General features: G+C 42.2%; 22 protein-coding genes and 1 tRNA gene. 16 read left to right on the plus strand and 7 right to left on the minus strand.

The window, feature by feature from the left end:
* Positions 1 to 2 precede the first annotated feature (2 nt).
* From BUA11_RS01385 to BUA11_RS01450, 14 genes are all read left to right on the plus strand, one after another.
* Positions 3 to 1817 (plus strand): proton-conducting transporter transmembrane domain-containing protein, encoded by a 1815-nt coding sequence (locus BUA11_RS01385; RefSeq protein WP_072757509.1) that lies wholly within the window; start codon positions 3 to 5, stop codon positions 1815 to 1817.
* Between the two features lie 3 nt (positions 1818 to 1820).
* A complete protein-coding gene (locus BUA11_RS01390; protein ID WP_072757511.1) occupies positions 1821 to 2708 on the plus strand; it encodes a respiratory chain complex I subunit 1 family protein in 888 nt (295 codons plus the stop codon).
* A gap of 44 nt (positions 2709 to 2752) precedes the next feature.
* Entirely contained in the window at positions 2753 to 3289 is a 537-nt protein-coding gene (locus BUA11_RS01395) for a NuoB/complex I 20 kDa subunit family protein (RefSeq protein ID WP_072757883.1), read from the plus strand.
* Positions 3270 to 3830, plus strand: coding sequence for an NADH-quinone oxidoreductase subunit C (locus BUA11_RS01400; RefSeq protein WP_072757512.1), 561 nt, complete (start codon positions 3270 to 3272; stop codon positions 3828 to 3830). The genes BUA11_RS01395 and BUA11_RS01400 overlap by 20 nt, the downstream gene beginning before the upstream one ends.
* The gene (locus tag BUA11_RS01405; protein ID WP_072757514.1) at positions 3823 to 4926 is read left to right on the plus strand and encodes an NADH-quinone oxidoreductase subunit D; all 1104 of its coding nucleotides are present in this window, start codon (positions 3823 to 3825) and stop codon (positions 4924 to 4926) included. Before BUA11_RS01400 ends, BUA11_RS01405 begins: the two co-directional genes overlap by 8 nt.
* Before the next feature lie 16 nt (positions 4927 to 4942).
* Positions 4943 to 6808, plus strand: coding sequence for an FAD-dependent oxidoreductase (locus BUA11_RS01410; protein WP_072757516.1), 1866 nt, complete (start codon positions 4943 to 4945; stop codon positions 6806 to 6808).
* 31 nt (positions 6809 to 6839) lie between these two features.
* The gene (locus BUA11_RS01415; protein WP_072757517.1) at positions 6840 to 7325 is read left to right on the plus strand and encodes a ferritin-like domain-containing protein; all 486 of its coding nucleotides are present in this window, start codon (positions 6840 to 6842) and stop codon (positions 7323 to 7325) included.
* Positions 7326 to 7794: 469 nt separating this feature from the next.
* Positions 7795 to 8907: an ABC transporter substrate-binding protein gene (locus BUA11_RS01420; protein WP_072757519.1), complete on the plus strand. Its 1113-nt coding sequence runs from the start codon at positions 7795 to 7797 to the stop codon at positions 8905 to 8907.
* A 41-nt stretch (positions 8908 to 8948) separates the two neighbouring features.
* On the plus strand, positions 8949 to 10070 hold the full coding sequence (locus BUA11_RS01425) for an ABC transporter substrate-binding protein (protein ID WP_072757521.1): 1122 nt from the start codon (positions 8949 to 8951) through the stop codon (positions 10068 to 10070).
* A 99-nt stretch (positions 10071 to 10169) separates the two neighbouring features.
* Positions 10170 to 11063 carry a branched-chain amino acid ABC transporter permease gene (locus tag BUA11_RS01430; RefSeq protein ID WP_072757523.1) on the plus strand — a complete coding sequence of 298 codons (894 nt, stop codon included), beginning with the start codon at positions 10170 to 10172 and terminating at the stop codon, positions 11061 to 11063.
* Complete coding sequence (locus BUA11_RS01435) at positions 11060 to 12103, plus strand: branched-chain amino acid ABC transporter permease (RefSeq protein WP_072757536.1); 1044 nt, start codon at positions 11060 to 11062, stop codon at positions 12101 to 12103. Before BUA11_RS01430 ends, BUA11_RS01435 begins: the two co-directional genes overlap by 4 nt.
* A complete protein-coding gene (locus BUA11_RS01440) occupies positions 12100 to 12924 on the plus strand; it encodes an ABC transporter ATP-binding protein (RefSeq protein WP_245789426.1) in 825 nt (274 codons plus the stop codon). The genes BUA11_RS01435 and BUA11_RS01440 overlap by 4 nt, the downstream gene beginning before the upstream one ends.
* Positions 12917 to 13621 carry an ATP-binding cassette domain-containing protein gene (locus BUA11_RS01445; protein ID WP_143145232.1) on the plus strand — a complete coding sequence of 235 codons (705 nt, stop codon included), beginning with the start codon at positions 12917 to 12919 and terminating at the stop codon, positions 13619 to 13621. Before BUA11_RS01440 ends, BUA11_RS01445 begins: the two co-directional genes overlap by 8 nt.
* Positions 13622 to 13740: 119 nt before the next feature.
* A complete protein-coding gene (locus BUA11_RS01450) occupies positions 13741 to 14400 on the plus strand; it encodes an endonuclease III domain-containing protein (protein ID WP_072757540.1) in 660 nt (219 codons plus the stop codon).
* Positions 14401 to 14437: 37 nt separating this feature from the next.
* Here the strand turns inward: BUA11_RS01450 and BUA11_RS01455 are convergent, their stop codons facing one another.
* The 4 genes from BUA11_RS01455 to BUA11_RS01470 all read right to left on the minus strand — a co-directional run bounded on the left by BUA11_RS01455 (position 14438) and on the right by BUA11_RS01470 (position 19590).
* A complete protein-coding gene (locus BUA11_RS01455; RefSeq protein WP_072757542.1) occupies positions 14438 to 16285 on the minus strand; it encodes an ABC transporter substrate-binding protein in 1848 nt (615 codons plus the stop codon).
* A gap of 172 nt (positions 16286 to 16457) precedes the next feature.
* Entirely contained in the window at positions 16458 to 17240 is a 783-nt protein-coding gene (proC, locus tag BUA11_RS01460; protein ID WP_072757543.1) for a pyrroline-5-carboxylate reductase, read from the minus strand.
* A 1-nt stretch (position 17241) separates the two neighbouring features.
* On the minus strand, positions 17242 to 18321 hold the full coding sequence (gene proB / locus BUA11_RS01465) for a glutamate 5-kinase (RefSeq protein ID WP_072757545.1): 1080 nt from the start codon (positions 18319 to 18321) through the stop codon (positions 17242 to 17244).
* Between the two features lie 21 nt (positions 18322 to 18342).
* Positions 18343 to 19590 (minus strand): glutamate-5-semialdehyde dehydrogenase, encoded by a 1248-nt coding sequence (locus tag BUA11_RS01470; protein ID WP_072757558.1) that lies wholly within the window; start codon positions 19588 to 19590, stop codon positions 18343 to 18345.
* Positions 19591 to 19723: 133 nt separating this feature from the next.
* Between BUA11_RS01470 and BUA11_RS01475 the strand changes: the two genes are divergently transcribed.
* Together BUA11_RS01475 and BUA11_RS01480 are read left to right on the plus strand one after the other, a co-directional pair.
* Positions 19724 to 19800, plus strand: a tRNA-Pro gene (locus BUA11_RS01475).
* Positions 19801 to 19910: 110 nt separating this feature from the next.
* A complete protein-coding gene (locus tag BUA11_RS01480) occupies positions 19911 to 22055 on the plus strand; it encodes a sodium-translocating pyrophosphatase (RefSeq protein WP_072757560.1) in 2145 nt (714 codons plus the stop codon).
* Positions 22056 to 22103: 48 nt separating this feature from the next.
* On the opposite strand, the gene BUA11_RS01485 is transcribed toward BUA11_RS01480, so the two are convergent.
* The 3 genes from BUA11_RS01485 to BUA11_RS01495 are packed head-to-tail and all read right to left on the minus strand — an operon-like array spanning position 22104 to position 26290.
* A complete protein-coding gene (locus BUA11_RS01485; RefSeq protein WP_072757562.1) occupies positions 22104 to 23171 on the minus strand; it encodes an ABC transporter ATP-binding protein in 1068 nt (355 codons plus the stop codon).
* A gap of 15 nt (positions 23172 to 23186) precedes the next feature.
* On the minus strand, positions 23187 to 25331 hold the full coding sequence (locus tag BUA11_RS01490) for an ABC transporter permease (RefSeq protein WP_072757564.1): 2145 nt from the start codon (positions 25329 to 25331) through the stop codon (positions 23187 to 23189).
* A complete protein-coding gene (locus tag BUA11_RS01495; protein ID WP_072757566.1) occupies positions 25307 to 26290 on the minus strand; it encodes an ABC transporter substrate-binding protein in 984 nt (327 codons plus the stop codon). The genes BUA11_RS01490 and BUA11_RS01495 overlap by 25 nt, the downstream gene beginning before the upstream one ends.
* Positions 26291 to 26316 lie beyond the last annotated feature (26 nt).

Consider the following 26316-nt stretch of genomic DNA (forward strand, 5'->3'; position numbering starts at 1 on the left):
CAATGCAAAATCTGATACTATACTTGGCTGTCGGAGCACTCGGAAGTTACTTACTTTCCAAAATAGCTAAGCAGATAGGGCCTGTTATATTGTTCGCTCTCTCGATATTCGCTTTGTACATCCTTTGGGGTATGCCAACAGGAACGGTTGAAGGACTATTTGGCCTTGAAGGTATGTTGAAATACACCGCTTTGGCAAAATACTTCTCAATAGTGTCGCTTATAGTATTTGCATCTTTCGGTTTCTTCAATATCTCGTGGATCAGCAAGACAAAAAATCCGAGTGCATTTAACGCTCTTTCGATACTCACATTACTTGGCACACTCGGTGTTTTCTTCTCTTCTAATTTACTCGCATTATACATATTCTGGGAAATCGCCGTTCTTGGTTCGTTGTTCATAGTGCCGATGGGAAAAGAGGAATCTCGTAAGGCAACTATATGGTATATCGTGATAAGCTCGATAGGTACATACATGTTCCTTTACGGAGTGTTCATGCTGTATGCAAAATATTCAACTTTTGACATATTTGAAATCGCTCAGTACTTGCCAAACGAATCACTTGGATTCAGATGGACAGTAGTACTTCTGATGCTTGGTGCTGGTATTGCAAAGAGCGGTATATTCCCGCTCCATACATGGCTGAGGAACGTGCACGGAAACGCACCCGATACGTTCAGTGCAGTACTTTCCGGTCAGCTTGTGAAGATGGGGTCTTACTTGCTCGCTCTGGTTTTAAGCGTATTTCCAATCGCTAATATGTTCTCTGAATTTTACAATGGGATAAATATTCTCTCTTACTTGTTGGTCTGGCTTGGTAATATATCGATCCTCATAGGAACGCTTATGGCCATAAAGCAGAACGATATGAAGATGCTCATAGCGTACTCGACAGTGGCAAACGGTGGTTACATACTTATAGGTCTTGCCACGCTCCATCAAGTCGGATACGCAGGTGGACTCTTCCACGTTGTAAACCACGCCCTTGCCGCAACTATGATATTCCTTTCATTTGCGGCGGTTACATATAGAACAGGTACAACCAAGATCGACGAACTCGGTGGATTAATCCACAGGATGCCGGTCACGTTCGTTACATATTTGGTGGGAATCATCTCGCTTGCAGGTATTCCACCAACAAGCGGATTCATATCAAAATGGATGATATTCCAAAGCTTAGTGTCAAAGGGTATGTTCGTAACAGAACTTTTCGTATTCGTTGGTAGCATCGGTTCGTTCTTGTACGTTTTTAGGCCTCTTGCAGGCGTATTCCTCGGGCAATTGAAGAGTAAACACAAAGATGTTAAAGAAGTGCCAGTAATTATGCAAATTCCTATGATCATCCTCACAGCTTTAACCGTGCTCTGGGGTATATTCCCGCAACAAGTTTTGACATGGATAACCGATGTACAGAAGGAATTTGGCATGAAGCCTTTTGAATTCGAAGGCACGGTCTTAAAGACAAGTTTGGGATACTGGGACACATGGGTAGTCTTCGTGATGTTTGCAGTCGGTTTCATAATCGCAGCAATAATCTACATACTCATGCCAAAAGGCAAGAGGATACCGCTTGAAGATCAGTATACATCTGGTGAGTTCTTGCACAACTATGATCTGTACCATTATGCTGGTAAATTCTATGCCTTCCTCGAAAGAGAATACGAAGGTCATCCTTCATTCGAAGATTGGTACCTGTCTATAGTTAACGTGCTTAAGGCTATCGGAAAAGGTGTCGACTATCTTGCAAGACGCACAGCCTCGGCGTACCTTTTCTGGACTGCTTTGGTTGTTCTGTTGATAATGTGGTGGAGGTGGTAAGACATGGCTATGACGATAGCAAGAGTTGCAGGAGTATTGTTTACAGCCTTCTTCTTTGGCCTGACATTTGAGGGGCTTGGAAGAAAAATTACAGCGCGTATACAAAGAAGATACGGACCACCTTGGTATCAGAACTTTATAGACGTCTTCAAAACTTTGACAAAGCACGGATGGACTCATGGCTGGATATTTGACTTCGGCGTGCTTATGGCTCTCGGTGGAGTCATTGCAACGCTCTCATTTGTTCCACTTGGAAACTTAGTTGCGTTCCCTGGATTGGATAATTTCTTCGTCATAGCTTACTTATTCACAGTCGGTGCACTCGGTATGGCGATGGGAATGGTTGGTACTGGCAACCCGTGGGCGTCCATAGGTGTGGCAAGAGCGCTAACACTCATGCTCGGTTACGAAGTGCCATATCTTATAGTTATCACAACACTTATGTACTTCTACAAAACTGGAAACATATCAAACATCGTAGCAGCTCAGAATGGTACATGGAATCTCTTCAAATTCCCGATAGGTGCACTTGTGGCGTTCATATCGCTCCAAGGTATGCTCGGCAAAGAACCGTTCGAAGCACCGATAGCACCAGCTGAAATCGCATCCGGTCCTATGGTTGAGCTCTCAGCAAAATACATGGGATTGCTGATGCTCATGAATACATTCATGGAATTCGTCGAGATAAGCTTGTTCGTAGACTTCTTCCTTGGCGGCGGAAATTACATAGAATTCTTGCTCAAATATTTCGTAGTCTGGGCTCTTGCAGTAATGATTTCAACGGTGCTCCCAAGATTTAGGATAGAACAAGCCGTTGCGTTTTACTGGACTGTACCAATCCTGCTTGCATTCTTGCAGGTTTTCTTAGTAGTCAATGGCTGGGTGTTTTGATAATTACTGAGTAGATGTGTGCGGAGGTGAAATTGATGGCTCAGATAGATGAAAGAAGCGTGTGGGAAAAGATAGCAGACCAACTCAGAAGCAGATCCATGTGGATGCTCCATTATTGTACTGGTTGTGGTGCTGTAGAGTTGCCACCTTCCATGACCTCAAGGTTCGACATGGAAAGACTTGGCATGGGACCTATGGCAACGCCAAGACAAGCGGATATATTCTTGATAACAGGATATCTCAGCGCAAAAACACTTAGAAGGGTAATTTACACATACGAAAAGATGGCAGATCCAAAGTACGTAATCGGATTTGGCTCGTGTACTATCAACGGCGGTATATATTATGATTCTTATTCAACGATAAACAGGTTAGACTACTACCTTCCTGTCGATTTGTACATCGCAGGTTGTATGCCAAGACCGGAAGCCATTTTGAACGCATTTAACACACTTATGGAAATGATTAGAAAAGGCGAAGCGAACGGCTGGAAGAAGTACAAGGAAAATTACGAGTGGTACAAACAGAATCAACTGCGCAGTCTCGGTGAGGTGATCGTCCATGACCAATTCCACGAATAATGTGGCTAATGTTTCTGAAGTAATCGAAAAAGCAAAGAGTCTTTTCAATATCGAAGTAGAGCAGATAGATGCAAAGCAGTACAAATTTGTAGCAGCAAACGACAAAACGATACCTCTTTTGGCTCACTTAAAGGAAGCAGGATATTCGCATCTATCAATACTAACTTGCGTTGACTGGATAGAAGAAAAGAAATTCGAGCTTGTGTATATTTTATTCAACTGGTCGAATGGGGTAACTTTCCTCGTCTCAACGTTCGTTGATAGGGACAAGCCGATATTCTACACAGTCAAAGATATGTGGCCTGTAGCTGAGTACTATGAACGAGACGTGCACGAGTTCTTCGGTGTTGAGTTCGAAGGAAATGAAAGGTGCAAGTTGCCGATGATTTTAGAAGTCTGGAACGATTTACCACCTCTCAGAAAAGACTTTGACCCTCTGAAATATTCAAAAGATCACTATCCAGACAGGATGTACGAAAAAGACGTTATTCACGAAGCAAAGATAATAAGGGAAGATATAAGAGGTGATATAAATGGGTGAAGTAAAACTGTTTTTTGGTCCAAATCACCCTGGTATGCACGGTAATTTCAGCGTGCATATGTACGTTGAAGGTGACATCGTTGTAAAGGCAAGACCGCTTCCAGGATTTTTGCACAGAGGTTTTGAAAAACTCATGGAAAGAAGGCTTTGGTATCAGAACCTTGCACTTATTCCAAGGATATGCGTTCCAGAACCAGACATCAACGAAGCATGTTATGCTATGGCTATAGAGAAGATAGCAAAAGTAGAAGTACCAGAAAGGGCTCAATGGATAAGGATGTTGGTGCTTGAACTTGCAAGGATAGCAAACCATCTGTGGTCATTCGGTGGTATCGGTGGACCAACTGGCATGTACACGAGCATGTTCTGGTCAGTGAGCGATAGAGATAAAGTCCTCGATATATTTGAGGAACTTTCTGGCGCAAGGATTTACCACATGTATATAATCCCTGGCGGTGTGAGAAAAGACCTCCCACCGAGACTTGAAGAGAAGATACATCAATTGATGGATTATCTCGAAGAAAGAATGCCGGAATATGAGACGTTTATACTAAAGAACAGAATACTCCACACACGTCTAAGAGGAATAGCCAAAATTGATACGGAAACGTGTTTGAAGCTCGGTGTTACCGGTATCGGACTGCGCGCAACCGGTGTGCCGTATGATATACGAAAAATCGACCCGTACCTGTTCTACGACAAAGTGGAATTCGAAGTGCCAACGGCAACTGAAGGAGATGCGTTGGCAAGAATCAGCCTGAAACCAAAAGAAATTAGGCAGAGTATAAGAATTATCAGGCAAGTGCTTGAGAAAATGCCATCAGGACCTGTGAATACGAAGATATCTGATGGTAGTGGTTTGAGAATAAGAGTTCCAAAAGGCATGGCATACGCAAGGGTCGAATCAACACGCGGTGAATACGGCTACTTGGTTGTTTCAAATGGCGGAGAAACGCCTTACCGCGTAGCTGTTAGGGGAGCATCTTATCCTCAAGGACTGTACGGTGTTGAGCACCTATTGCCCGGTACGCGAATAGATGACGTTCCAATCTGGCTTGACACTATGGGTGTTTGCGCACCTGAAATCGATCGATAATCGGGAGGTGCTGATGATGGAAATCAAAGATAAAGGACCTCAGAAGAGCTTCTTCGCTCCACTGCTTGGTTGGAAGAACCTGTTTGAAAAGCCAGTTACAATTAAAGTGCCAAAGGTGTATAGAGAAGCAGCACCAAGGTACAGGGGTTTTCACATAAATGACTGGGAGAAATGTATCGGTTGTGGCACTTGTGCGAAGATATGTCCAACGGATGCAATAACGATGGTCGAAGTACCAGATATGAAAGAAGAATACGGAATGAAACCTCAGAGGCCATCTATAGACTATGGAAGATGTAGCTTCTGTGCGATGTGTGTCGATATATGTACAACTGGCTCGTTGCAGATGACAAGAGAATATATCTTCGTCTCTCCAAATCCAGAGGATTTCTATTATGCACCAACCGAGAAGGGTATATTGAAGAAAGAGCCTGAGGAAATAAAGGTTGGCTGGACAAGGGACGAGGATAGCGAATTGCTTGATCTTGACAGGATCGTTCCAGAGCATATGCCAGCTGAAGAGAGATCTAACTCCTTTGTCGAATTTGTTAAGGCATACAGTAAAGAACAAGCAATCGCCGAGGCTGCAAGATGTGTCGAGTGTGCGATATGTGTGGACAGATGTCCCGAACACATGCAGATACCACAATACATTAAGGCCATCTGGAAAGACGATTTGCAGGATGCACTGAAATGGCTCCTCAAAGGCGTTGAAGACCAGAAGAACTTTGGTGCAAACCCGTTCTCAGGAGTATGTGGAAGAGTTTGTACGCACAGATGTGAGGAAGTATGTTCTATCGGACACAGAGGTGAAGCAATAGCAATAAGGTGGCTGAAAAGGTACATAACAGACAACGTTCCTGCAGAAAAATGGCACGAGATTGTCAAATTTGATTCACCAAAGCAGAACAAGAAGGTAGCGATCGTTGGTAGCGGTCCTGCCGGCCTTTCGGCTGCGTACTTCCTATCATCGATGGGTTATGAGGTTGATGTTTACGAAGCGATGAACAGGCCAGGCGGCGTGATGAGATACGGAATACCAAGATACAGATTACCAGATGAAGCGCTCGATAAAGATATCGCATTTATAGAATCACTGGGTGTAAGAATACTGACAGGTGTAGCTGTTGGAAAGGACATAACATTTGAAGAGCTCAAAAACAGATACGATGCGATATTTATATCGACTGGTTTGACGCTTGGCAGATCGACAAAAATTCCAGGTTCCGACCATCCAAATGTCGTCCAAGCTCTGCCTCTTTTAAGAGAAATAAGGGACTATTTGAGAGGCGAAGGATCCGAGCCAAAGATAGCCAAGCGTGTTGTGGTCATTGGTGGTGGTAATGTCGCGATGGACATTGCAAGGAGTATGGCAAGACTCCAGAAGATGAAATTTGGAGAAGTTCATGTCACGGTCACGTGTCTTGAGAGAACACACGAAGAAATGCCAGCCGATATGGAAGAAATAGAAGAAGCAATTGAAGAAGGTGTCAAAATCTGCCCAGGCTGGGGTCCAAGAAAGGTTATCTTCGATGACAAAGACAACATCAAAGGAATTGAATGTGTGAAGTGTACAGAAGTGTTTGACGAGAACAAAAGGTTTAACCCGAAATTCGACGAATCCCAATTGCAATACTACGATGGCGACATGATAATCGAAGCGATCGGTCAGGCACCAGATTATTCGTACTTGCCAGAAGAATGGAAGCAGAAGATACAGTTCGTCGGTCCAAGAATTTTGACAAACAATTTAAGACAAACTGCTATTCCATGGCTATTCGCAGGTGGTGACATCGTAAACGGTCCTGATATAATCCACGGTGTTGCTGACGGATACTGGGCTGCACGCGGTATTGACCAGTACCTAAGAGAACAAAAATAACAAGGCACGTAAATATGAAAGGGGGGGCAGTATGTACGACATATTGAAACTCGCAGAGCAGTTTGAAATAGAGGGCTATAAATTCTACACCGCAAAAAAAGAAGAAGTGAAAAGCAAACATGTCTCAGACATCTTTGACTACCTTGCGCAGATGGAAAAAGAGCATACGGAATTCATAAGAAGACTTGTAAAGACACTTGAAGAAGGCAGGGAAGTCGAGGCAATCGAGATGCAAGACTCAAGCTATTTCAAATCAAGATACGAAGGTCAAAAGATTCAAGAAACATCACAAGAAGACGATATTGCAGATTTGGCTGTTCTCAGGATGGCTTACCTTATAGAAAAAGATTTCATGGAATTCTATAAGAAAGCTGCTGATAATGAGAAAAATGAAAGTGTCAGGAAGGTGTTGGTGCTCTTGCAAGATTGGGAAGAAGGTCATAAGAGAATTATAGAAGAGCAGATGAAGGCGATAATTGAAAGGAACAATCTTGAATTGGGATTTTATCCATTTTAGTTTAAAACTCAAAATTGATTTGTTGGGCCGAGCAAAGTTGCTCGGTCCTTTTTATTTTTCTGAAATATATAACTTCCATGCAAATTCCAACATCTAAGACGTGTCTGAAACACACCTATTTTTACAGTTACTGACAACAAATGTAACTTGTCGTTTATCATTTCACAAAGTGCAATGAAAAAATACAATAGTCATTTATTCATGACTATTCGTGAACTCCCCTTCAAAACGAATGAATTTATGCTAAAAATACAAATAACTCATATATACGTCAAAAAACGTCTAAAACTACTTATAGATGTCAAAATACAGACTTTCAAAAACCTTCCACGTTTGGTATATAATGTAAAAAAATATTCAGTAAGTTTAACAAAGGTAACACAGCACTATATTTTGCAAATGTTGTTTTTCACTCATTAAGTTTTTAGGATTGCTAAATCTTTCAACTCTTTCAAAGGGAGGGGTAGTTGTGAGGAAAGTTCTGCTGTTTGTATTGCTCATCTTAACGGTTTTCACGTTCTCAGCCATCAGGATAGGTGTTTTTGAACCACTAACAGGTGCTTTTGCTGCCGGAGGTCAGCTCACGCTCAAAGGTATTAGACTCGCCAACGAGATGTTCCCAACCGTACTCAACCAAAAGGTAGAGCTGATAGTCTTAGACAACAAGACCGACAAAGTGGAAGCAGCAAACGCTGTGACAAGGCTCATCCAAGTCTACAACGTCAGTGCGATTATCGGAAGTTACGGAAGTTCATTAGCAATCCCAGGAAGCGAAGTTGCAAACAAGATGAAAGTTCCTATGATGGGTTGTTCACCAACGAACCCACTCGTGACAAAAGATAAGGAATATGCATTCCGAGTTTGTTTCATTGACCCATTCCAAGGTACTGTGATGGCAAAATTCGCTGTTGAAACTCTCAAAGCAAAGACTGCTTACATCCTCCAAGACATCTCATCTGACTACTCTGTCGGACTTGCTCACTACTTCAGAAATGCATTCATACAATTTACTGGAAATTCAAAGTCGATACTTGGAGTAGCTTCTTACCAAGGTGGAGACCAGGACTTCACAGCTCAGCTCACGTTAGCAAAAGCTAAGAATCCAGATGTTCTATTCATACCAGCTGGTTCTTACGGAGATGCCGCACTTATAATGAAACAAGCAAGAGAAATGGGTATCAAGGCAACTTTCTTAGGTGGAGATACTTGGGAAGTTCCTGAAATCATCGAAGTTGGCGGAGACGCTGTCGAAGGCGCATATTTCAGCACGCACTTTGACGAAAAGGCTATGACAACAGAGATGACAAAGAAATTCGTTGAAGCTTACAGGAAGAAATACAACGAAGAACCAAGTGCGTTCGCAGCTCTTGGTTTTGATGCTTACCTCGTTATTCTTGACGCAATAACAAGAGCAAAATCAGCAAAACCAGAAGATATTAAGAACGCATTAGCACAGACAAAGAACTTCCAAGGTGCAACTGGCTCTATAACGTTTGACGAAAACGGAGACGCAGTTAAAGACGCAATAGTTAAGAAGATAGAAAACGGTAAGTTCAAGTTGGTAAGTATTGTAAAACCATAATAATGCTATTTAAATCCCATACTGTATAAGAGGTGATTGGCATGAGAAAATATCTGCTTTTTATCATTATGATTTTGAGTTTATCTATAGCCTTTGCAGCAAATGAAATTGTGATAGGGGTAACGCAACCGCTAACTGGGAACTACGCAATGGGTGGACAGCTTGGCATGAGGGGCATCGAGATGGCGTACGAAGAAGTCCCAACTGTTCTTGGAAGGCCTATAAAACTTGTCACGCTTGATAATAAGAGTGACAAAATCGAAGCTGCTAACGTTGTTACGAGGCTCATTGAACAGTTCAAAGTTTCAGCAATTCTTGGTACCTATTCAAGTGCACTCGGTATTCCCGGTGCAGAGATAGCCAACAAGAACAAAGTCGTTTACATCGCTCCATCGAACACAAACCCACTTGTCACAAAGGACAAACCATTTGCATTCAGAGTCTGCTTTATTGACCCGTTCCAAGGCACAGTTATGGCGAAATTCGCTGTTCAAAACCTTAAGGCAAAGACCGCTGCGGTTATATACGACGTTTCAAACGACTATTCAGTCGGCCTTGCATATTACTTCCGCGATGCTTTCGTAAAGCTTACAGGCGATTCGAAAGCGGTCAAAGTCTACATAGCTTACCAAGGTGGAGACCAAGATTTCACAGCTCAACTTACAGCAATTAAGAAGGCCAATCCGGACGTTATCTTCGTTCCAGCCGGTATCGTTGGTGATGCTGCACTTATAGCGAAACAAGCACGCGAGCTTGGACTAAAGCAGCCATTACTCGGTGGAGACACGTGGGACTTACCACAATTGATAGAAATCGGTGGAAGTGCCGTTGAAGGTGCATACTACAGCACAATGTTCGATGCAAAGGCTGCACTATCTGACAAGACGAAACCATTTGTTGAAAAGTACAGAAAGAAATACAACGAAGACCCAGGCTACTTACCAGCACTTGCTTATGACGCTTACATGGTATTAATCGACGCAATAAAGAGGGCGGGTAGCGATGATCCAGAAAAGATTAGAAGAGCATTGTTAACGACAGACTTTGTTGGTGTCTCTGGAAGAATAAGATTTGACCAAAACAGGGACGCAATTAAAGACGCAGTCATCAAAACGATAAAGAACGGAAAGTTCGAATTCGTTACGGTAATAAAGGGCGATTGATTAGCCCACATTTTAAAGATGGGAATGGCTTCTGCCATTCCCGTCTTTTAGAATTATTAGATTTCTTTCAGATTCTTTCAAAGGGTTGGAGGTGTAGTGATGGATTGGGGCCTGTTTTTGCAACATATGGTTAATGCTATCTCATTGGGGTTTGTTTTTGGGCTCGTCGCAGTAGGATATGCCCTTGTGTACGGTGTTGTTAAGCTTGTTAACTTTGCACACGGAGACGTCTTCATGATGGCGGCTTACTTCATGTTTTATACCTCTTTGATATTCGGCGCTCCTTGGCTCAGTGCGGTGATTCTCGGTATTGTCTTCACATCGCTTCTTGGCGTTGGTATTGAAAAAGTTGCATATAAACCTCTCAGAAAGTATCCAAGGATAAATTCCCTCGTGTCATCGATCGGTATGTCCTTCTTGCTCCAAAACTTCGCTGTTGTTGTTTTCGGTGGAATTCAAAGATCTTTCCCAGTTCCAGAACCGATGAAAAAAACTCTTATCTTCGGTGAAATACGAGTACAGGCTGTGTCGATTTATACGATAATTTTCTCGATAATTGTGGTGGTAATTCTCACTTTCATACTACAAAAAACAAAAATCGGTCTTGCCATGAGAATTCTCTCAAGAGACTTTGACACGGCAAGGCTTATGGGAATAAATGTAAACAGGACGATATCTTTTACCTTTGCTCTCGGTTCTGCGCTTGCTGCTGTCAGTGCTGTTTTCTGGGCGCTCAGATACCCTCAGATATTCCCGTTCATGGGGCAGTATCCAGGCAGTAGGGCTTTCATAGCCGCTGTTGTGGGTGGTATCGGTAGTCTTAAAGGAGCGCTCATAGGTGGATTCGTTCTCGGCTTGCTGACCGTGTTAATTCCTGCGATGTTCCCGGAATACTCAGGCTATCGTGAAGCGTTCATATTCTTACTCCTCGTGTTAGTCCTGATCTTCAAGCCGAATGGACTCTTCGGTCAGGAGGCAGGTGAAAAAGCATGAAACGTTCAACGAGAATTATGCTCAGCATAGTCTTTATAATAGTAATTTATATCTTTGTCTTTTTTGCTGAAAAGTACATGGACCCGTTCATAAAGAGAGTTCTCAACACAGGCTTCATATACGTCATCCTCGCAGTTAGCTTGAACCTCATAAACGGTTTCACTGGTCAATTTTCTCTGGGGCATGCCGGATTTATGGCAATAGGTGCTTATACGTCTGCTCTTTTGTACATGTCGCCTGAGAACAAATTGTCGAACTTTTTCATGGAGCCTTTGATTTCTCCATTAGATCAAATACAAATTCCTTTCTTTTGGGCACTCATTGTCGGTGGTTTGATGGCTGCATTGATGGGATTCATCGTCGGTGCGCCGAGCCTTAGAGTGCGTGGAGACTACCTTGCAATAGTTACGTACGGTTTCTCAGAAATTATCAGATCTCTTTTCAACAACTTGCAAAATATTACGAACGGGCCTCTCGGTTTGAAGGGGTTACCTACTTACACGAACCTTTGGTGGACTGTAAGCTGGGCTATCGTTACAGTGATAGTTATCAGAAGAATAGTTGACAGTTCTTACGGTAGAGCATTGAAAGCGATAAGGGACGACGAAGTGGCTGCTGAAAACTTGGGTATAAATCTCTTCAAGCACAAAGTCCTCGCGTTCGTTGTTGGTGCGTTCTTCGCAGGCGTTGCGGGAGGTCTTTTAGGAAGCTTATTGATGACGATAGACCCCAATTCCTTCAGTATACTCTTCACGTATCAGATAATTACCATAATACTCCTCGGTGGGCTCGGAAATATCACAGGCAGTGTGATTGTCGGAATAGGTTTTGCTTTCTTGATGGAAGGGCTCAGGTTCGTCGAAATGCCTATGAATATATTTGGCATAACGATACCGGGTATACTTGGTATGCGTATGCTGATATTCTCCATACTCCTTATGATAACCATCCTTTTCTTCAGACAGGGTCTCTTTGGACAGCGTGAATTCACTTGGGAAGGCTTTGTCAGGTTATTTACAAAAAGGAAGGTGAGCCAATGATGACAACGCAGATGACAGTCCCTTCAAAAGAAACGAAAGAAGTGAAAACGACTGTTTTAAAAATGGAGCACGTAACTAAAAAATTCGGTGGACTCGTTGCTGTCTCCGATTTTAACCTGGATCTAAAAGATGGCGAACTGCTCGGGTTGATAGGTCCAAACGGTGCAGGTAAGACAACGATATTCAACTTGATAACCCACGTCTTTCCTGCAACGGAAGGGAAGATAGAATTTCTCGGAAAAGATATAACAGATGAGAAAACTGATAGAATAATAAGACTTGGAATTGCGAGAACGTTTCAGAATATAAGGCTCTTTGGAAATATGACGGTACGTGAAAATATAATGACAGCGTTCCACGCTCATTTGAAATCCGATTTGTTTTCTGCCGTTGCTTTCTTGCCAAATTACCAGAAAGAAGAAGAGTATATTCAGAGCATGACAGAAGAACTTATGAAAGAACTTGGCATACACCACCTTGCAGATTATAAGTCAACGTCACTGCCTTATGGTCTTCAAAGAAAGCTTGAAATTGCAAGAGCACTGGCAACTCGGCCAAGACTATTACTTTTGGACGAACCGGCAGCAGGTATGAACCCTGATGAAACGCTTGAACTGAATGAACTGATTTTGAGAATCAGAGAGAAATTCAAATTGACAATCATAGTTATAGAGCACGATATGAAAGTTATTATGAACATCTGCGAAAGGATAGTGGTTTTAGATCACGGTGTCACAATTGCAGAAGGGACCCCAGAAGAAATCCAGAAAAATCCACTTGTCATAAAAGCTTACTTAGGTGCAGGTGATGAAGATGCTTGAGATTATGGACTTACATGTACATTATGGTGGTATACACGCACTGAAGGGTATATCCATGAAAGTCGAAGAAGGACAGATAATATCACTTATAGGTGCAAACGGAGCTGGCAAGTCGACAACGTTAAGAACAATATGCGGCTTGAAGGAAGCAACAAGAGGAAGTATTAAATACAAAGGGAAAGAACTTACGAAACTTGATACAAGCGAGATAGTGAAAATGGGAATAACAATGGTTCCAGAAGGACGTAGAGTCTTTTCGAACTTAACAGTTTATGAAAATCTCTTGGCAGGTGCGTACTTGAGAAAGGATAAAGAAGAGATAAAGAAAGACATAGAATATGTCTTCGATTTGTTCCCAAGGCTACGCGAGAGAACGAATCAGAGGGCTGGTACGCTATCAGGTGGAGAACAGCAGATGCTCGCAATCGGTAGAGCTCTCATGTCAAGGCCAAAATTACTCCTCTTCGATGAGCCGTCACTCGGACTTGCACCTGTTATCGTTAAGGAAGTCTTCCAGATGATCAAGAAAATTCACAGCGAAGGTGTCACGATATTCTTAGTCGAACAAAATGCGTACGAAGCCTTAAAACTGTCCGATTATGCGTACGTTCTGGAAACTGGAAGGATAGTTCTTGAGGGAACAGGTAAAGACTTACTGGAAGACGAAAGAGTTAGAAAAGCATATCTTGGTGGATAACATAAAGATCAAGGGATGTAAATCACTGAGGCGGAGGTTGTTCAGACCTCCGCTTTTTTATGTTAAACTATATTACGGAGATGATAAAACACATAGAATCCTAGGGGAGGAAGTTATCATTGAAGTTCACTGAGCTCTATGATGAACTAAAATCAATATACGGAGAACTTGGCAAATGGTGGCCTGGTGCAAGGGAGGAAATTATCGTATCGGCTGTCTTGACACAAAACACGAACTGGCAAAATGTTGAGAAGGCACTTGTAAACATAAGAAAATACTGCCAAGGTGACATTTTACAGTGCTTAGGAAAATTGAGCGAGCAAGAGCTCTCAGAACTTATCAGACCGGCGGGATTTTTCAATATCAAAGCGAAAAGGTTGAAGAACTTGCTCCAGTGGATAGAAACGTACGGTTATGATCTTGATAAGATTTCAACTTTAGATACGGAAAATTTGAGAAAAGAACTTCTCTCAATCAACGGCATAGGCAAGGAAACCGCAGATTCGATAATACTCTATGCCTTCGAAAAACCGATATTTGTTGTCGATGCGTATACAAAGAGGATAGTAAGAAGGATTTTCGATATCGAGTACAAAGAATATGATGAATCCAGAAAGTTATTTGAGGAAACATTCACAAAAGATGTGAAGCTATATCAAGAATTTCACGGTTTAATCGTTGAACATGCGAAAGCTCTTTGCAGAACTAAACCTCTTTGTGAGCAATGTCCAATAGCAGATTGCCTGTACAAAAGTCAAAAAAGCAAAAGCGGGGAATAACCCCCGCTTTTGTAATTCCTTAGTTATTTTAATGTGCTTATTGTTGTTTGTAAAGTTCAAAGTAGTCGTTTCCAGGCCTCATCGGGTTCGGATACCAACCTTTGACCCACGTCCTCTGTGCTCTTACTCCGACTGGCTGATATATCGGTACGCTGATGTAGTTATCTATCGCAAATTTCTGAATCTGGACATACAGTTTTGCACGTTCATCTGGATCAGAGGAGTTCCTCGCCATATCGATCAGCTCGTCTAAGCTCTTGCCACCGAGTTCCTTTCTTGGTGTACTAACGAATTTCTTAAAGTTGTCGCCTTGTCTTGGTGCGTATGTACCAGCAGAGTGGTAGAACGTGAATATGAAGTTGTCAGGATCCGGGAAGTCGGCAAGCCAGTTGAATATAGGCATGGGCAATTCGGCTTTTCTCATAGCATCGAGATAGCTCGGCCAGTTCAAAGACGCAACTTCAACCTTGATTTTTCCAGGGGCAATCATTTCGAGGTATGTCTTTATCATTTCAGCGATTCTCTGCCTCATCGCATTTCCTGTGTTGTACGCGACGGTGAACTTGATACCAACAGACAGCGCTTTACCACCCCAGGCTTGTTGCAATGCCTTTCGAGCTTCCGTAAGGTTGAACTTGTAAAGTGGAAGCGTTGGGTCAAACCCAAGCAATCCGTTTGGAAGCGCCGAAGGTATTCTGATACCGTAACCTTTAAGAACGTCCCTGATAACCGCATCGTAGTTTATTATATAAGAGACCGCTTTTCTGGCGTTTACATCACTGAAGAAATCTGGTGGCAATCCATTTCCGTCCCATTTTCCACTGCCTATGTATTTGCTGTTTGGTGAAACTGACCATGAAAATCCAACTACAACAACAGACATGGACGGAATGTTTTCAATAATTTGGATATCCTTGTTTCCTCTTATTTGATCGAGGTATTCAAGTACTATTGCAATGTCGTCAGCGTCTCCTTTTTCAAGCATCAGTTTTCTCGTACCCCATTCGCTCACAGTTGTTATAATAACTTTCTTGAGCTTAGGTTCGCCGCGCCAGTAATCTTTGTTCGCTTCCAAAACAACCTTTCTGTTCGTCCTATCCCATTCAACCAATTTGTATGGACCAGTTCCAATCGCCGTTGCGTAAAGTGGTGATTTTTCTTTGGCTATGTTCCTGTAATTCCACCAAGTATCCGGTTTCCCATCCCACAAGCCCATCTTTATAGACGTTTCCTTGTCAAGAACAGCAGACCAGCCAACTGTATGAGCCATTATCGTTAAGAACGGACCGTACGGTCTTGCAAGTTTGAAAACCACGTTGTCACCATCTACTTCTATTGCTGGGTCTATTACTTTTTGGTACATTTCAACAAGTTTGTCTTTGTATTCGGGCAGTGGTTTTCCGTCTTTGAAAACTTCCGATGCAGGCTTTCCTACGTACTTCTCAACCATCTCATTTAGAGAATTCACAGCGAATATAGCATTCCAAAGCATCCACATTGGTCCACCTGTTGGATCATACAAAAGTCCGCGTTCAAATGAGTATTCAACATCCTCAGGTGTCAGCGGATTACCGTTGTGGAATTTCACACCTTTTCTGATTGGAAAGACGTACGTCTTTCCACCATCTTTTATCAATCCGTTTTTCACGGTAGGAACTTGCGTTGAAAGCCTTGGTTCGAATTCTGTTAAGCTGCTGCCTTTGTAAGCTATAAGGCTCTCGTAGACGTTGTAGATTATCTCTCCGCTCACTGTGTCGTACGCTTGATGGATATCCAGAGTATCAGGTTCTCCAACACCAGCAGATACGTATGTCGTTGGATCAAACGCAAAAACAAATCCCGCGAGCAAAACTACCGTTACAAATACGTACTTCACATACCTCACACCAATCCCCCCTTTCAGGATGAGTCGTTTTTAAAGTTAAATTAACTTGTATAACATTATACCACTTAAAAGTTAAAATTCCAAACATTTAGTGAACTTTGTTTGTACGTTCTCCTCCATGCTCATTGCTTGTTGCAAACTACAACTCTTTGTGGTTTACTTGTATCAACATTCATAATTCCTGACTTCTTTTGAAAGCTTCATAAATCGCCGACATTATGGCACCCTTAACTCCATCTTTCTCTAATTCGTAGAGCCCACGTATTGTAACACCACCGGGTGATGAGACAAGGTACTTTAGTCTCGAAGGTTCGATGCTCATGTGTTCGAGTAACTTGACCGAACCTTCAAACGTTCTCAGCACTATATCACGCGCATAATCGGGGTTAACTCCGATATTAATCGCACCTTCTATGAAGCTTTCCAAAATGAATGCCACGAAAGCAGGTCCACTGCTGTTAAGTACGGTGAACGCATCGAACTTCTCTTCTTCAAGCTCCATAACTTCTCCAAGCGGAGAGAGAAGCTTTTCAAACTCGTGTCTTGTACTCGAATCGACATGTTTGCTGCACGCAACAGCTGTTATCCCTATTGAAATTCTCGATGTTATCGTGGGCATTATTCTGATTACGTTCTTTTTTCCCGTTGACTGAGATATCTCTTCAATCCTTTTGCCTGCAGCGGTGCTCACCAAAACACCATGTTCCTCATGAATTTCGAATAGAGTATCATACACTTGTTTGGTTTGTTGTGGTTTTACGCAAAGGAAAGTGCAGTCTGACTGCACGTAGACTTCCTTTACATTGCTGCATATCTTCACATTCTCAAATACTTCGTACTTTCTCACCCTTTCGATGGACCTGTTGTATATGTAAAACTCATGTTCTGCCTTATCGTTCAGCACTTCCAAAATCATACTTCCAATGTTACCAACACCGATTATGCCAACTCTCACATCAATTCACCTCGCTGATTTCTAATATAATATTATCCGCATGAATCGCCTCATCGTAGGTGTATATCTCTTCTGAAATCTCTGAACTCTTTTTTCCCTTTATTTGCCTTAACTCCTCGCTTCCGTAATTTGTAATACCTTTTCCGATGACTTTGGAATTGTACATTATTAGAACTACGTCACCTTTGGAAAATTCTCCTTCGATATCAGTTATACCAACAGGTAAGAGACTTTTTCTTTCTATCAACGCTTTGAACGCACCATCGTTGATGTAAACAGTACCTTTAGGTTTGCTAATATATTTCACCCAAGATTCCTTTTTCGTAAGTCTTCTCTTTCCGGATACTGAGAAATGCGTTCCACATCGTTTTCCAGCAAGTACTTCTTTAACACATTCAAGACGCCTTCCGTTAATTATGTAACTCTCCACACCACTTTCTGCAGCAATCTTTGCAGCATTGATCTTCGTTGCTATACCACCTGTTCCGTGCGATGTCTTTTCCAAATTTGCAAGGACAGGCTCTTTACTACCAATGTGATATTCGTCTAAGACTCTTCCATCTGAGCCAATTACACCGTCAACGGAGGTCATCAAAAATAGATAATCCGCGTTCCAGCATACCGAGAACATAGCAGAGAGAGTATCGTTGTCTCCAAGTTTTATCTCATCGACTGAAACTGTATCGTTCTCGTTGACAATCGGAATCACTCCGACTTTTTCCAGTCCTATTAACGTATTTCTAAGATTCAAAAATCTCTGCCTGTTTGTGAAGTCGTCTCTCGTAACCAATATCTGGCCAACTGTACGATTGTAAAACGAGAACGCCACCTGGTAAATTTCCATCAGTTTCGGTTGACCAACAGCGCAGAGAGCTTGTTTTGAAACTATATCCTTAACACTTTCAAGATTCGGAATCAGCACTCTACCTGCAGCTGCTGCACCGGAAGTTACGATTGCCACTTCATGCCCTGCGTTAAGTAAATCATTCGCCAGAGACGCGATTGTTATAATATACGTCTTATCTATTTGTCCACCTTTCACAAGTAAGTTGCTTCCAAACTTCATGACTATCTTTGCCATATAGATTCCTCCGCTGTATCTTTATTTTCTAACGTTATAGTTACCAAAAACCACGAACTTGGTCGTAGTCAGTTCTCTAAGTCCGACAGGTCCTCTTGCATGGAATTTCTGCGTGCTTATACCTATCTCCGCTCCCATACCAAATTGTCCGCCGTCTGTAAATCTTGTAGATGCATTTATATATACGGTCGATGAATCTACCGAATTCAAAAATTTCATCGCATTTGAATAGTTTTCTGTAAGGATAGCTTCTGAGTGCTTCGTAGAATATTTCTTGATATGTTCAATCGCATCGTCGAGCGATGAAACAACCTTTATAGATATGATCAAATCCAAGTATTCAGTTGACCAATCTTCCTCGGTAGCTTCATTACAATCAATTATTTTTCTTGTCTCCTCACATCCGCGGATTTCAACCCTTTTCGTATCAAAGAGCTCTTTTAATTTCGGCAATAATTTAGAAGCGATATTCTTGTGAACCAAGAGCGTCTCGACTGCGTTACAAGTCCCTGGCCTTTGCGTTTTCGCATTATCGATAACAGAGATCGACTTATCTATATCGGCGCTCTCATCGACAAATATATGGCAAACACCGGCACCAGTTTCCAAAACCGGCATTCTTGAATTGCTCACAACATAATCGATCAAAGCTTTACCGCCTCTTGGTATGACAAGGTCAATGTACTCTCTCTGTTTAAGCATATAATCTACCACAGACCTATCGGTATGTTCAACTAATTCAACAGCATTTCTTGGCAGACCCACGTCATCTAATGCTTCTTTTATAATCCCAACCAACGCCCTGTTAGAATTCAAAGCATCGGAACCGCCTTTGAGTAGAATCGTGTTTCCGGATTTCAAAGCTAAGATAGCAGTCTCAATTGTCACATTTGGCCTTGATTCATAAATAATCGCTATAACACCTATTGGAACACGAATTTTGTAGATTTTAAGCCCGTCTTCACGCACAAATGAATCGACGACTTCACCAACCGGGTCTCGCAAGTTCTCAACGATGCGACAACTTTCTATCATCTCATTTATCCTTTTGTCATTCAGTACCAGCCTATCTACCAACGACTCTTTGACCTTCAATTCTCGAGCTCTTTGAACATCTTTGTTGTTTTCACTTATAATGTAATCTCGGCTTTCATCGAGTCTCTGAGCGAGCTTTCTCAGGAATTTGTTCTTCTTTTCGGAATTCTCTCGACTTAGAATGTCAAATGCGTTTTTCAAATTCTCCAAAGAAATTTTCACATCTTCATACATCGTAACTCCCTCCTATCGTTTCCGAACTAAAACTTTTCGGATATTATAACACAGATAAGCACAAAGTCATCCATTTCCGATAAACTTGATTTTTTGCAAGGCTTGTGCTAAAATTGTTTTGCTGCACAAGAGTCGGGGTGTAGCGCAGGTGGCTAGCGCGCTTGCATGGGGCGCAAGAGGTCGCTGGTTCAAGTCCAGTCACCCCGACCAGTCTAATAAATTGAAAAGGGTACCAACAAGGTACCCTTTTTTGTTTTTAAATATGTTTGTTGTATAATAACGATAATTAATCCCCAAAATCTTCAAGGAGGTGAAAAAGTATGTTATGGCTTTTGGTTGTCCCAATTGCTGCACTACTTGTGGTTGTCTTCAACTTCAGATCTATGATAAGACAACCTGAGGGAAGCGAAAAGATGAGAGAGATTTCCCTGCGGATTAGGCAAGGAGCGGATGCTTTTATAAACCACGAATACAGAGCTGTAGCAATTTACGTAGTTATCATCGCTTTTGCTTTGGCTTTTCTCACAGCTTGGTATGTTGGAATAGCTTTTGTTGTAGGTGCAACGATGAGTTCCTTAGCCGGATATTTCGGCATGAAAGCTGCAACAAGGGCTAACGTCCGTGTCTCTGAGGCAGCAAGGTCAACTAAGAAGCTGGGGACTGCATTGAAGATTGCATTCCAAGGTGGTTCAGTGATGGGACTTTCAGTCGGAGCCTTAGCACTCACCGGTTTGGTGATAGTTGCATACATTTTTAGAAGGCAACTGAACGTTGAGAACTTGATAATTTTTGAGAATCACATTGGTGTGAATTTCATACCATTTGCTATGACACTCTCCGGATATTCCTTAGGTTGTTCTATAGTTGCAATGTTCGACAGGGTCGGAGGTGGTGTTTACACGAAGGCAGCAGATATGGCCGCTGATTTGGTTGGTAAAACCGAGTTGAAATTGCCAGAAGATGACCCGAGGAATCCAGCAACGATCGCTGATAACGTTGGGGATAACGTAGGAGATGTGGCTGGTCTTGGCGCTGACCTTCTGGAAAGCTATATAGGTGCTATATTATCAGCTATTGTGTTAGCTGCATACAGTTATGTACTCTCTGGAAAATATTACGATACGGCTGTGAAACTCATCTTCTATCCTGTCGTCTTTGTAACTGTCGGTGTCGCCGCTTGTATAGTTGGCATTCTTTTCGTGGTCTTTAAGAAAGTCTCTGACAAGCCACATCAAGAGTTGAATTTAGCTCTAATCATCTCAGCTCTCCTCACAGGTCTTGGAAACGTTGTTTCTACAAATCTGATGTTAAACAATGTTCCCATAGAAGAACTACAAGCATACGGTTTCAGATACGGCATTTTCTCTGCATACTACTCGGCAATAATAGGTATCGTTGCGGGGATAATTATAGGACTTTTGGCTGAGTACTACACATCTGATAATTTTACACCTACCCGTAACTTGAGTTATAAATCTCTTCAAGGCACAGGAATGGTAATCAGCGGCGGACTCTCTTTGGGCATGAAAAGTGCTTTGTTACCGTCGTTTGTGTTGTTTCTTGCAATATTCCTTGCGGATCATTTCGCCGGTCTCTATGGAGTGGCGATGGGTGCAGTTGGAATGTTATCTTTTGTCGCAACTTCAGTAACGATAGATTCATACGGCCCAATCGCAGACAATGCAGGTGGCATAAGCGAAATGGCTGAGCTTGAACCGGAAGTGAGGCATATAACTGACAGGTTGGATATGGTAGGAAATACGACAGCTGCGATAGGAAAAGGCTTTGCAATTGGTTCAGCCTCATTGGCTGCACTATCTCTCTTTGCCTCATACATCTACTCTCAAACCTCACCAGGTGAATACGTTACGAGCGTAAAAGAACTGTTGAACTTGAACATAATCAATGCAAGAACGCTCGGAGGTGCTATACTCGGAGCTGCATTGCCGTATTTCTTCAGCGGAATATTAATAGAAGCCGTTGTGAAATCTGCTTCTAAGATGGTAGACGAAATTAGAAGGCAAGTTAAAGAAAAGCCAGGAATATTGGATGGAAGTGAGTTGCCAGATTACGAAAGGTGTATCACGATAAGTGCTGATGGAGCTTTAAGAGAAATGGTCTTACCTGCAATGATTTCAATTGTAACACCTCTTATCTCAGGTTTTTTGCTCGGAGTGGATTTTGTTGGGGGATTACTCATAGGAACTACACTGAGTGGTATTATGTTAGCTTTATTCACAGCGAACGCAGGAGGGGCATGGGACAACGCTAAGAAGCATCTTGAACAAGGAAAGATAGAAGGGCTTTCAAAAGGCTCAATTGAGCACGCAGCATTGGTAATCGGAGACACCGTTGGAGATCCTTTAAAAGATACAGTGGGACCGAGTTTGGATATACTCATAAAAATCATGGCAGTTATATCACTAATATTCGCACCGCTTTTCGAAAAGTTTCATATTTTCTAAAATTCTGCAAAAAAAATACTCCCTAACGGGAGTATTTTTTAGATTATATTATTCCTGAATTATCTTCGCAATTTCTGGAACAATATCAATATGGACCTCTTTACCTTCGCTGAGCGTAGTATCAAACGGTGGGAGAACTTTGACCATGACTTCCCCAAATTCTGTGTCTATATAGTACTCTGAGAAGTTACCAAGATATACTATCGTTTTGATAACACCTTTTACAGGACCTTTCGACGCTATCTTCAACCCTTCTGGTCTACACCCAAGTACATACTTTTCACTCTTAGAAGTTGGCAGCGAAGGTATCGTATAAACTTGACCATTTAACTTGATAACTGTTCTATCTTCCAGTCTTTCTACAATCTCAACCGGGAAGAAGTTGATTTTACCCATGAATTCCGCTGCAAATTTGCTCACTGGCTTTTCGTAAATTTCTTCAGGCGAGCCTATTTGCTCTATTTTTCCACCCTTCATCAGTACTATCTTGTCTGAAAGCGTAAGTGCCTCTGTTCTGTCGTGTGTAACGTATATAGCCGTTATTCCTACTTCCTTTTGTATCCTCTTAATCTCGATTCTCATTTGTTCTCTCAGTAAAACGTCAAGGTTCGAAAGCGGTTCGTCGAATAGTAGAACGGAAGGTTCTACGACCAAAGCCCTTGCAAGCGCCACCCTTTGCTGCTGACCTCCAGATAAGCTCGAAGGTGGTCTATCACCATAGCCTTCCAGACCAACGACTTTCAGTATATTTTTTACCTTCTTTTCTATATCACTTGGAGGAACTTTTCTCATTTTCAGTCCATATGCTATGTTCTCCGCAACGTTCATGTGCGGGAAGAGTCCATAGCTTTGAAAAACCATCGCTGTATCTCTCTTCCAAGGTGGAATCTCAACGACATTGACGTTGTTGATGAGAATCATCCCATCGGTTGGTTTCTCAAAACCGGCAATCATACGCAAAGTTGTCGTCTTGCCACAGCCCGATGGACCGAGCAATGTGACGAACTCTCCCGGCTGAACGTCGAAACTGACATTATCAACCGCCCTCACTTCGTTACCTTTAAAGTCTTTAAATACTTTACTTACGTTTATCAACTTCAACGAAACTTGCTTCACACTTATCCCTCACTTTTATTGTTGAACGATATTCTTTTCTAAGTACTCACTCTTCCTAACTAGCAATCTCAAAAGGCCAAAGACAACTAAGATTATTATTATCAGAACGGATGATAACACACTTGCAAACCCGAAACGGAGATTTTCAGAGAAGTTGTATATCTGCATCGTGATATGGTACCACTTCGCCGATATCAAGAAGACAACAGCACTGACTGCGGTCATAGCCCTGACAAATGTGTAAGACAAGCTTGATATAAACGCCGGTCTTATCAGAGGCAATATAATCGTCGAAAATACTGTCTGCGGATTTGCTCCAAGATTCTGAGCAGCTTCCTCTATCGATGGATCTATCTGCTTGAGCGTTGCAATTCCACCTTCAACGCCAACTGGCAATTCTCTTATCACGTAGTTGATGACTATTATCGCGGCCGTACCAACTAAAATAAGCGGTGGTTTGTTAAACGCTATGACATAGCTTATACCTATCAACGTTCCTGGAATCGCGAACGGCAACAAAACTGCACCTTGTAAAAGCTTCTTACCCGGGAATTTCTTTCTCGCGAAGAGAAACGCAACGATCATCGAGAAGACGCCGGCGATAGGCATAGCCACACCTGCAAGGAATGTAGTATCTGTAAGTGCCTTCCTGCCCCTCTGCAATGCTTCTATAATGTTCGCCGTTGTGAAGGTATAATCGACACCCCAATTTTTCACAAAACAACCCATGAATATCGTTGAATAGAGACCTATGAGAAAGATTATCATAGCGTATACAAACACAGTTAAGACTCTCCGAGTGCCCGGGCTCACTATCTCGACAATCCTTCCACTTGGCTTACCTGTCACGGTAACGTACGATTTCCTGTTAACTACGTACCTTTGGAGATAGAAAGCTGTTAGTGCTGGCAACAGCAGGAGTAAAGATAGGGCAGCACCCCTGTCAAGACGATTCATTCCAGTAACTTCAAGGTACGCTGTGACTGAGAGCACGTTGAACTTTCCACCGAGCATCAATGGATTGGCAAAATCCGCTATTGAATTTGTAAAGACCAAAAGCCATGAGCTGAGAAGACCTGGTAAAGAAAGAGATAAAGTAACTGTCGTAAAAACTTTCCATCTACTTGCACCAAGGTTCATAGATGCTTCTTCCAATGTGCTATCTATCGCTTCAAGTACCCCTACCATCGTCAAATAAGCTATCGGGAACATACCCATCGTCTGTGCAATAACCAATCCGTCGAGACCGTATATGTCCCAATTCAGTTTCAGCAATTGCTTGGTAATAAGTCCATTTGAGCCAAAAAGAAGGATTATCGAAAGAGTCAAAGAGAATGGTGGCGAAATTACCGGCAACGTTGCAAACGTGGAGATGAACTTCTTGCCCTTTATAGATGTCCTTGTCACTAAGAATGCGAAGATGAAACCTATAAATGTTGACACGGTAGCTGTTATGCTTCCGAGAAGGACGCTGTTCGCAAAGGCTTTCAGATAACCTTTTTCAGTCAGTATAACCTTCCAGACGTCAAAACTGAACGTGCCTGTTCTTACGAATGTCAATCGTACTGCTTCGTAGAGTGGATAGACTATAAAGACTATAACAATCGCAAAGGTTACTATTATTGCGTATGTCGTTACAGGGTCTATAGAAAAGGTCGCGACGCCAAATCCAACTGCGAAGAGGGCAAAAAGTATCAAGAACATGTTATCTAAAGTCCTGAGCAATTTTACGTAGTCTTGAGCACTATGTAGCTGGACCATTATGCCAACGACTTGATAATCTTCAATAACAGGCGTGAAGACTACGTTGTAATCCTTTCCTTCGTACTTCACAGAATAAGATGAAATGTAAGTTTCTTCGTACAGAGCGTGTTCTTCCCCATATGCGAAGTCTTCTAATTCTCTTACCAAATCTTTCAAACCGCTTCCAGACTCGTATTCATTGCCATCAAAATCGTACTTGTAAATAAGGACATCTGGGAATTTTTCAGAAATTGCCACAGTATCTGTCATCGAGATGGAGTTTGACAACCTTAAAAGGTTCTCCCGCATCGAGCGGGAGAACTCATTTCTTACAGTTGTCCGTACCCAGAAAAGTAAACCTGCGATTACTGAAAGAATAACCAAATACTTTATTATTTTCCAATTTCTTTGTTCCATCTGTCTATTAACCTCTCTCTGTTCTGCGCTTCCCAAAGTAGGTCTTGCTGTATCAAGTTTATATCTTCAAGCTTGTAGACAACCTTATTTTTCGGAGCTTTTGGTGAAAGCGGAATGACATACCAGCTGGCTATTATACCTTGCGCTTTATCGCCGAGTATCCAGTTGTAGAGTTTCTTAGCCTCCAGTGGCTCTTTTCCGCCCTTGATAAGTGACATCGCTGCGATTTCGTAACCACTTCCGTCTGCTGGCAACGTAATTATTATAGGTGCTCCTTCTTTTTGAAGTTTTACAAGGTCGTGGAGATAGCCAATTGCTATCGTAGTTTCACCAATTGCACAATCTTTACCTGGTGCAGAACCAGATTTTGTATACATGTTTACGTTTGCGTCTAATTTCTTCAGATAATCAAATACCTTGTTTTCGTCTCTCTTGTAAATGTTAACCATCGTTGTAATAACGTTGTAAGCCGTACCAGATGTATTTGGATTTGCCATTCTTATAAGTCCCTTGTACTCTGGTTTTAGTAGATCAGCCCAGCTCTTTGGTGGGTTGATTCCGAGTTCCTTTGCCTTGTTCTTGTTCGTCGCAAATGCAAGAGGACCAACGTAAAGGCCTATCCAGTATCCGTCTGGGTCTTTGAATTTCGGGTCTATGAACTGACTGTATGGTGCTTTGTAGGGCGTTGTAAAGCCTTTGAGTTTCGCTTCTACGTGGAACACGCCAACACCGCCGACCCAGATCGATGCCTGTGGGTTGTTTTTCTCCGCTTCAAGCCTTGCAAGGACCTCGCCAGTCGACAACCTGATCCAGTTAACTTTTATTCCTGTTTCCTTTTCGAACTCTGCAAAGAGGACCTTTGCAAGCGGTTCTTCAAGCGTAGTATAAGCATTAACGTAGTTCGCTGCAAAAGAAATACTCACAAAAACAAAAAGTACTAATACCATCAATTTTTTCATGCTGCTCACCTCCTAGGATATAGTAT

The organism is Fervidobacterium gondwanense DSM 13020 (genome assembly GCF_900143265.1).
In the GTDB taxonomy this organism is placed as follows: Bacteria; Thermotogota; Thermotogae; order Thermotogales; family Fervidobacteriaceae; genus Fervidobacterium; species Fervidobacterium gondwanense.

What these genes read in the sequence shown, in the direction of transcription:
- BUA11_RS01385 (WP_072757509.1), top strand. Translation starts at nt 3, where the DNA reads ATGCAAAATCTGATACTATACTTGGCTGTCGGAGCACTCGGAAGTTAC.
- BUA11_RS01390 (WP_072757511.1), top strand. Translation starts at nt 1,821, where the DNA reads ATGGCTATGACGATAGCAAGAGTTGCAGGAGTATTGTTTACAGCCTTC.
- BUA11_RS01400 (WP_072757512.1), top strand. Translation starts at nt 3,270, where the DNA reads ATGACCAATTCCACGAATAATGTGGCTAATGTTTCTGAAGTAATCGAA.
- BUA11_RS01405 (WP_072757514.1), top strand. Translation starts at nt 3,823, where the DNA reads ATGGGTGAAGTAAAACTGTTTTTTGGTCCAAATCACCCTGGTATGCAC.
- BUA11_RS01410 (WP_072757516.1), top strand. Translation starts at nt 4,943, where the DNA reads ATGGAAATCAAAGATAAAGGACCTCAGAAGAGCTTCTTCGCTCCACTG.
- BUA11_RS01415 (WP_072757517.1), top strand. Translation starts at nt 6,840, where the DNA reads ATGTACGACATATTGAAACTCGCAGAGCAGTTTGAAATAGAGGGCTAT.
- BUA11_RS01425 (WP_072757521.1), top strand. Translation starts at nt 8,949, where the DNA reads ATGAGAAAATATCTGCTTTTTATCATTATGATTTTGAGTTTATCTATA.
- BUA11_RS01430 (WP_072757523.1), top strand. Translation starts at nt 10,170, where the DNA reads ATGGATTGGGGCCTGTTTTTGCAACATATGGTTAATGCTATCTCATTG.
- BUA11_RS01435 (WP_072757536.1), top strand. Translation starts at nt 11,060, where the DNA reads ATGAAACGTTCAACGAGAATTATGCTCAGCATAGTCTTTATAATAGTA.
- BUA11_RS01440 (WP_245789426.1), top strand. Translation starts at nt 12,100, where the DNA reads ATGATGACAACGCAGATGACAGTCCCTTCAAAAGAAACGAAAGAAGTG.
- BUA11_RS01445 (WP_143145232.1), top strand. Translation starts at nt 12,917, where the DNA reads ATGCTTGAGATTATGGACTTACATGTACATTATGGTGGTATACACGCA.
- proB (WP_072757545.1), bottom strand. Translation starts at nt 18,321, where the DNA reads ATGGCAAAGATAGTCATGAAGTTTGGAAGCAACTTACTTGTGAAAGGT.
- BUA11_RS01470 (WP_072757558.1), bottom strand. Translation starts at nt 19,590, where the DNA reads ATGTATGAAGATGTGAAAATTTCTTTGGAGAATTTGAAAAACGCATTT.
- BUA11_RS01480 (WP_072757560.1), top strand. Translation starts at nt 19,911, where the DNA reads ATGTTATGGCTTTTGGTTGTCCCAATTGCTGCACTACTTGTGGTTGTC.
- BUA11_RS01490 (WP_072757564.1), bottom strand. Translation starts at nt 25,331, where the DNA reads ATGGAACAAAGAAATTGGAAAATAATAAAGTATTTGGTTATTCTTTCA.
- BUA11_RS01495 (WP_072757566.1), bottom strand. Translation starts at nt 26,290, where the DNA reads ATGAAAAAATTGATGGTATTAGTACTTTTTGTTTTTGTGAGTATTTCT.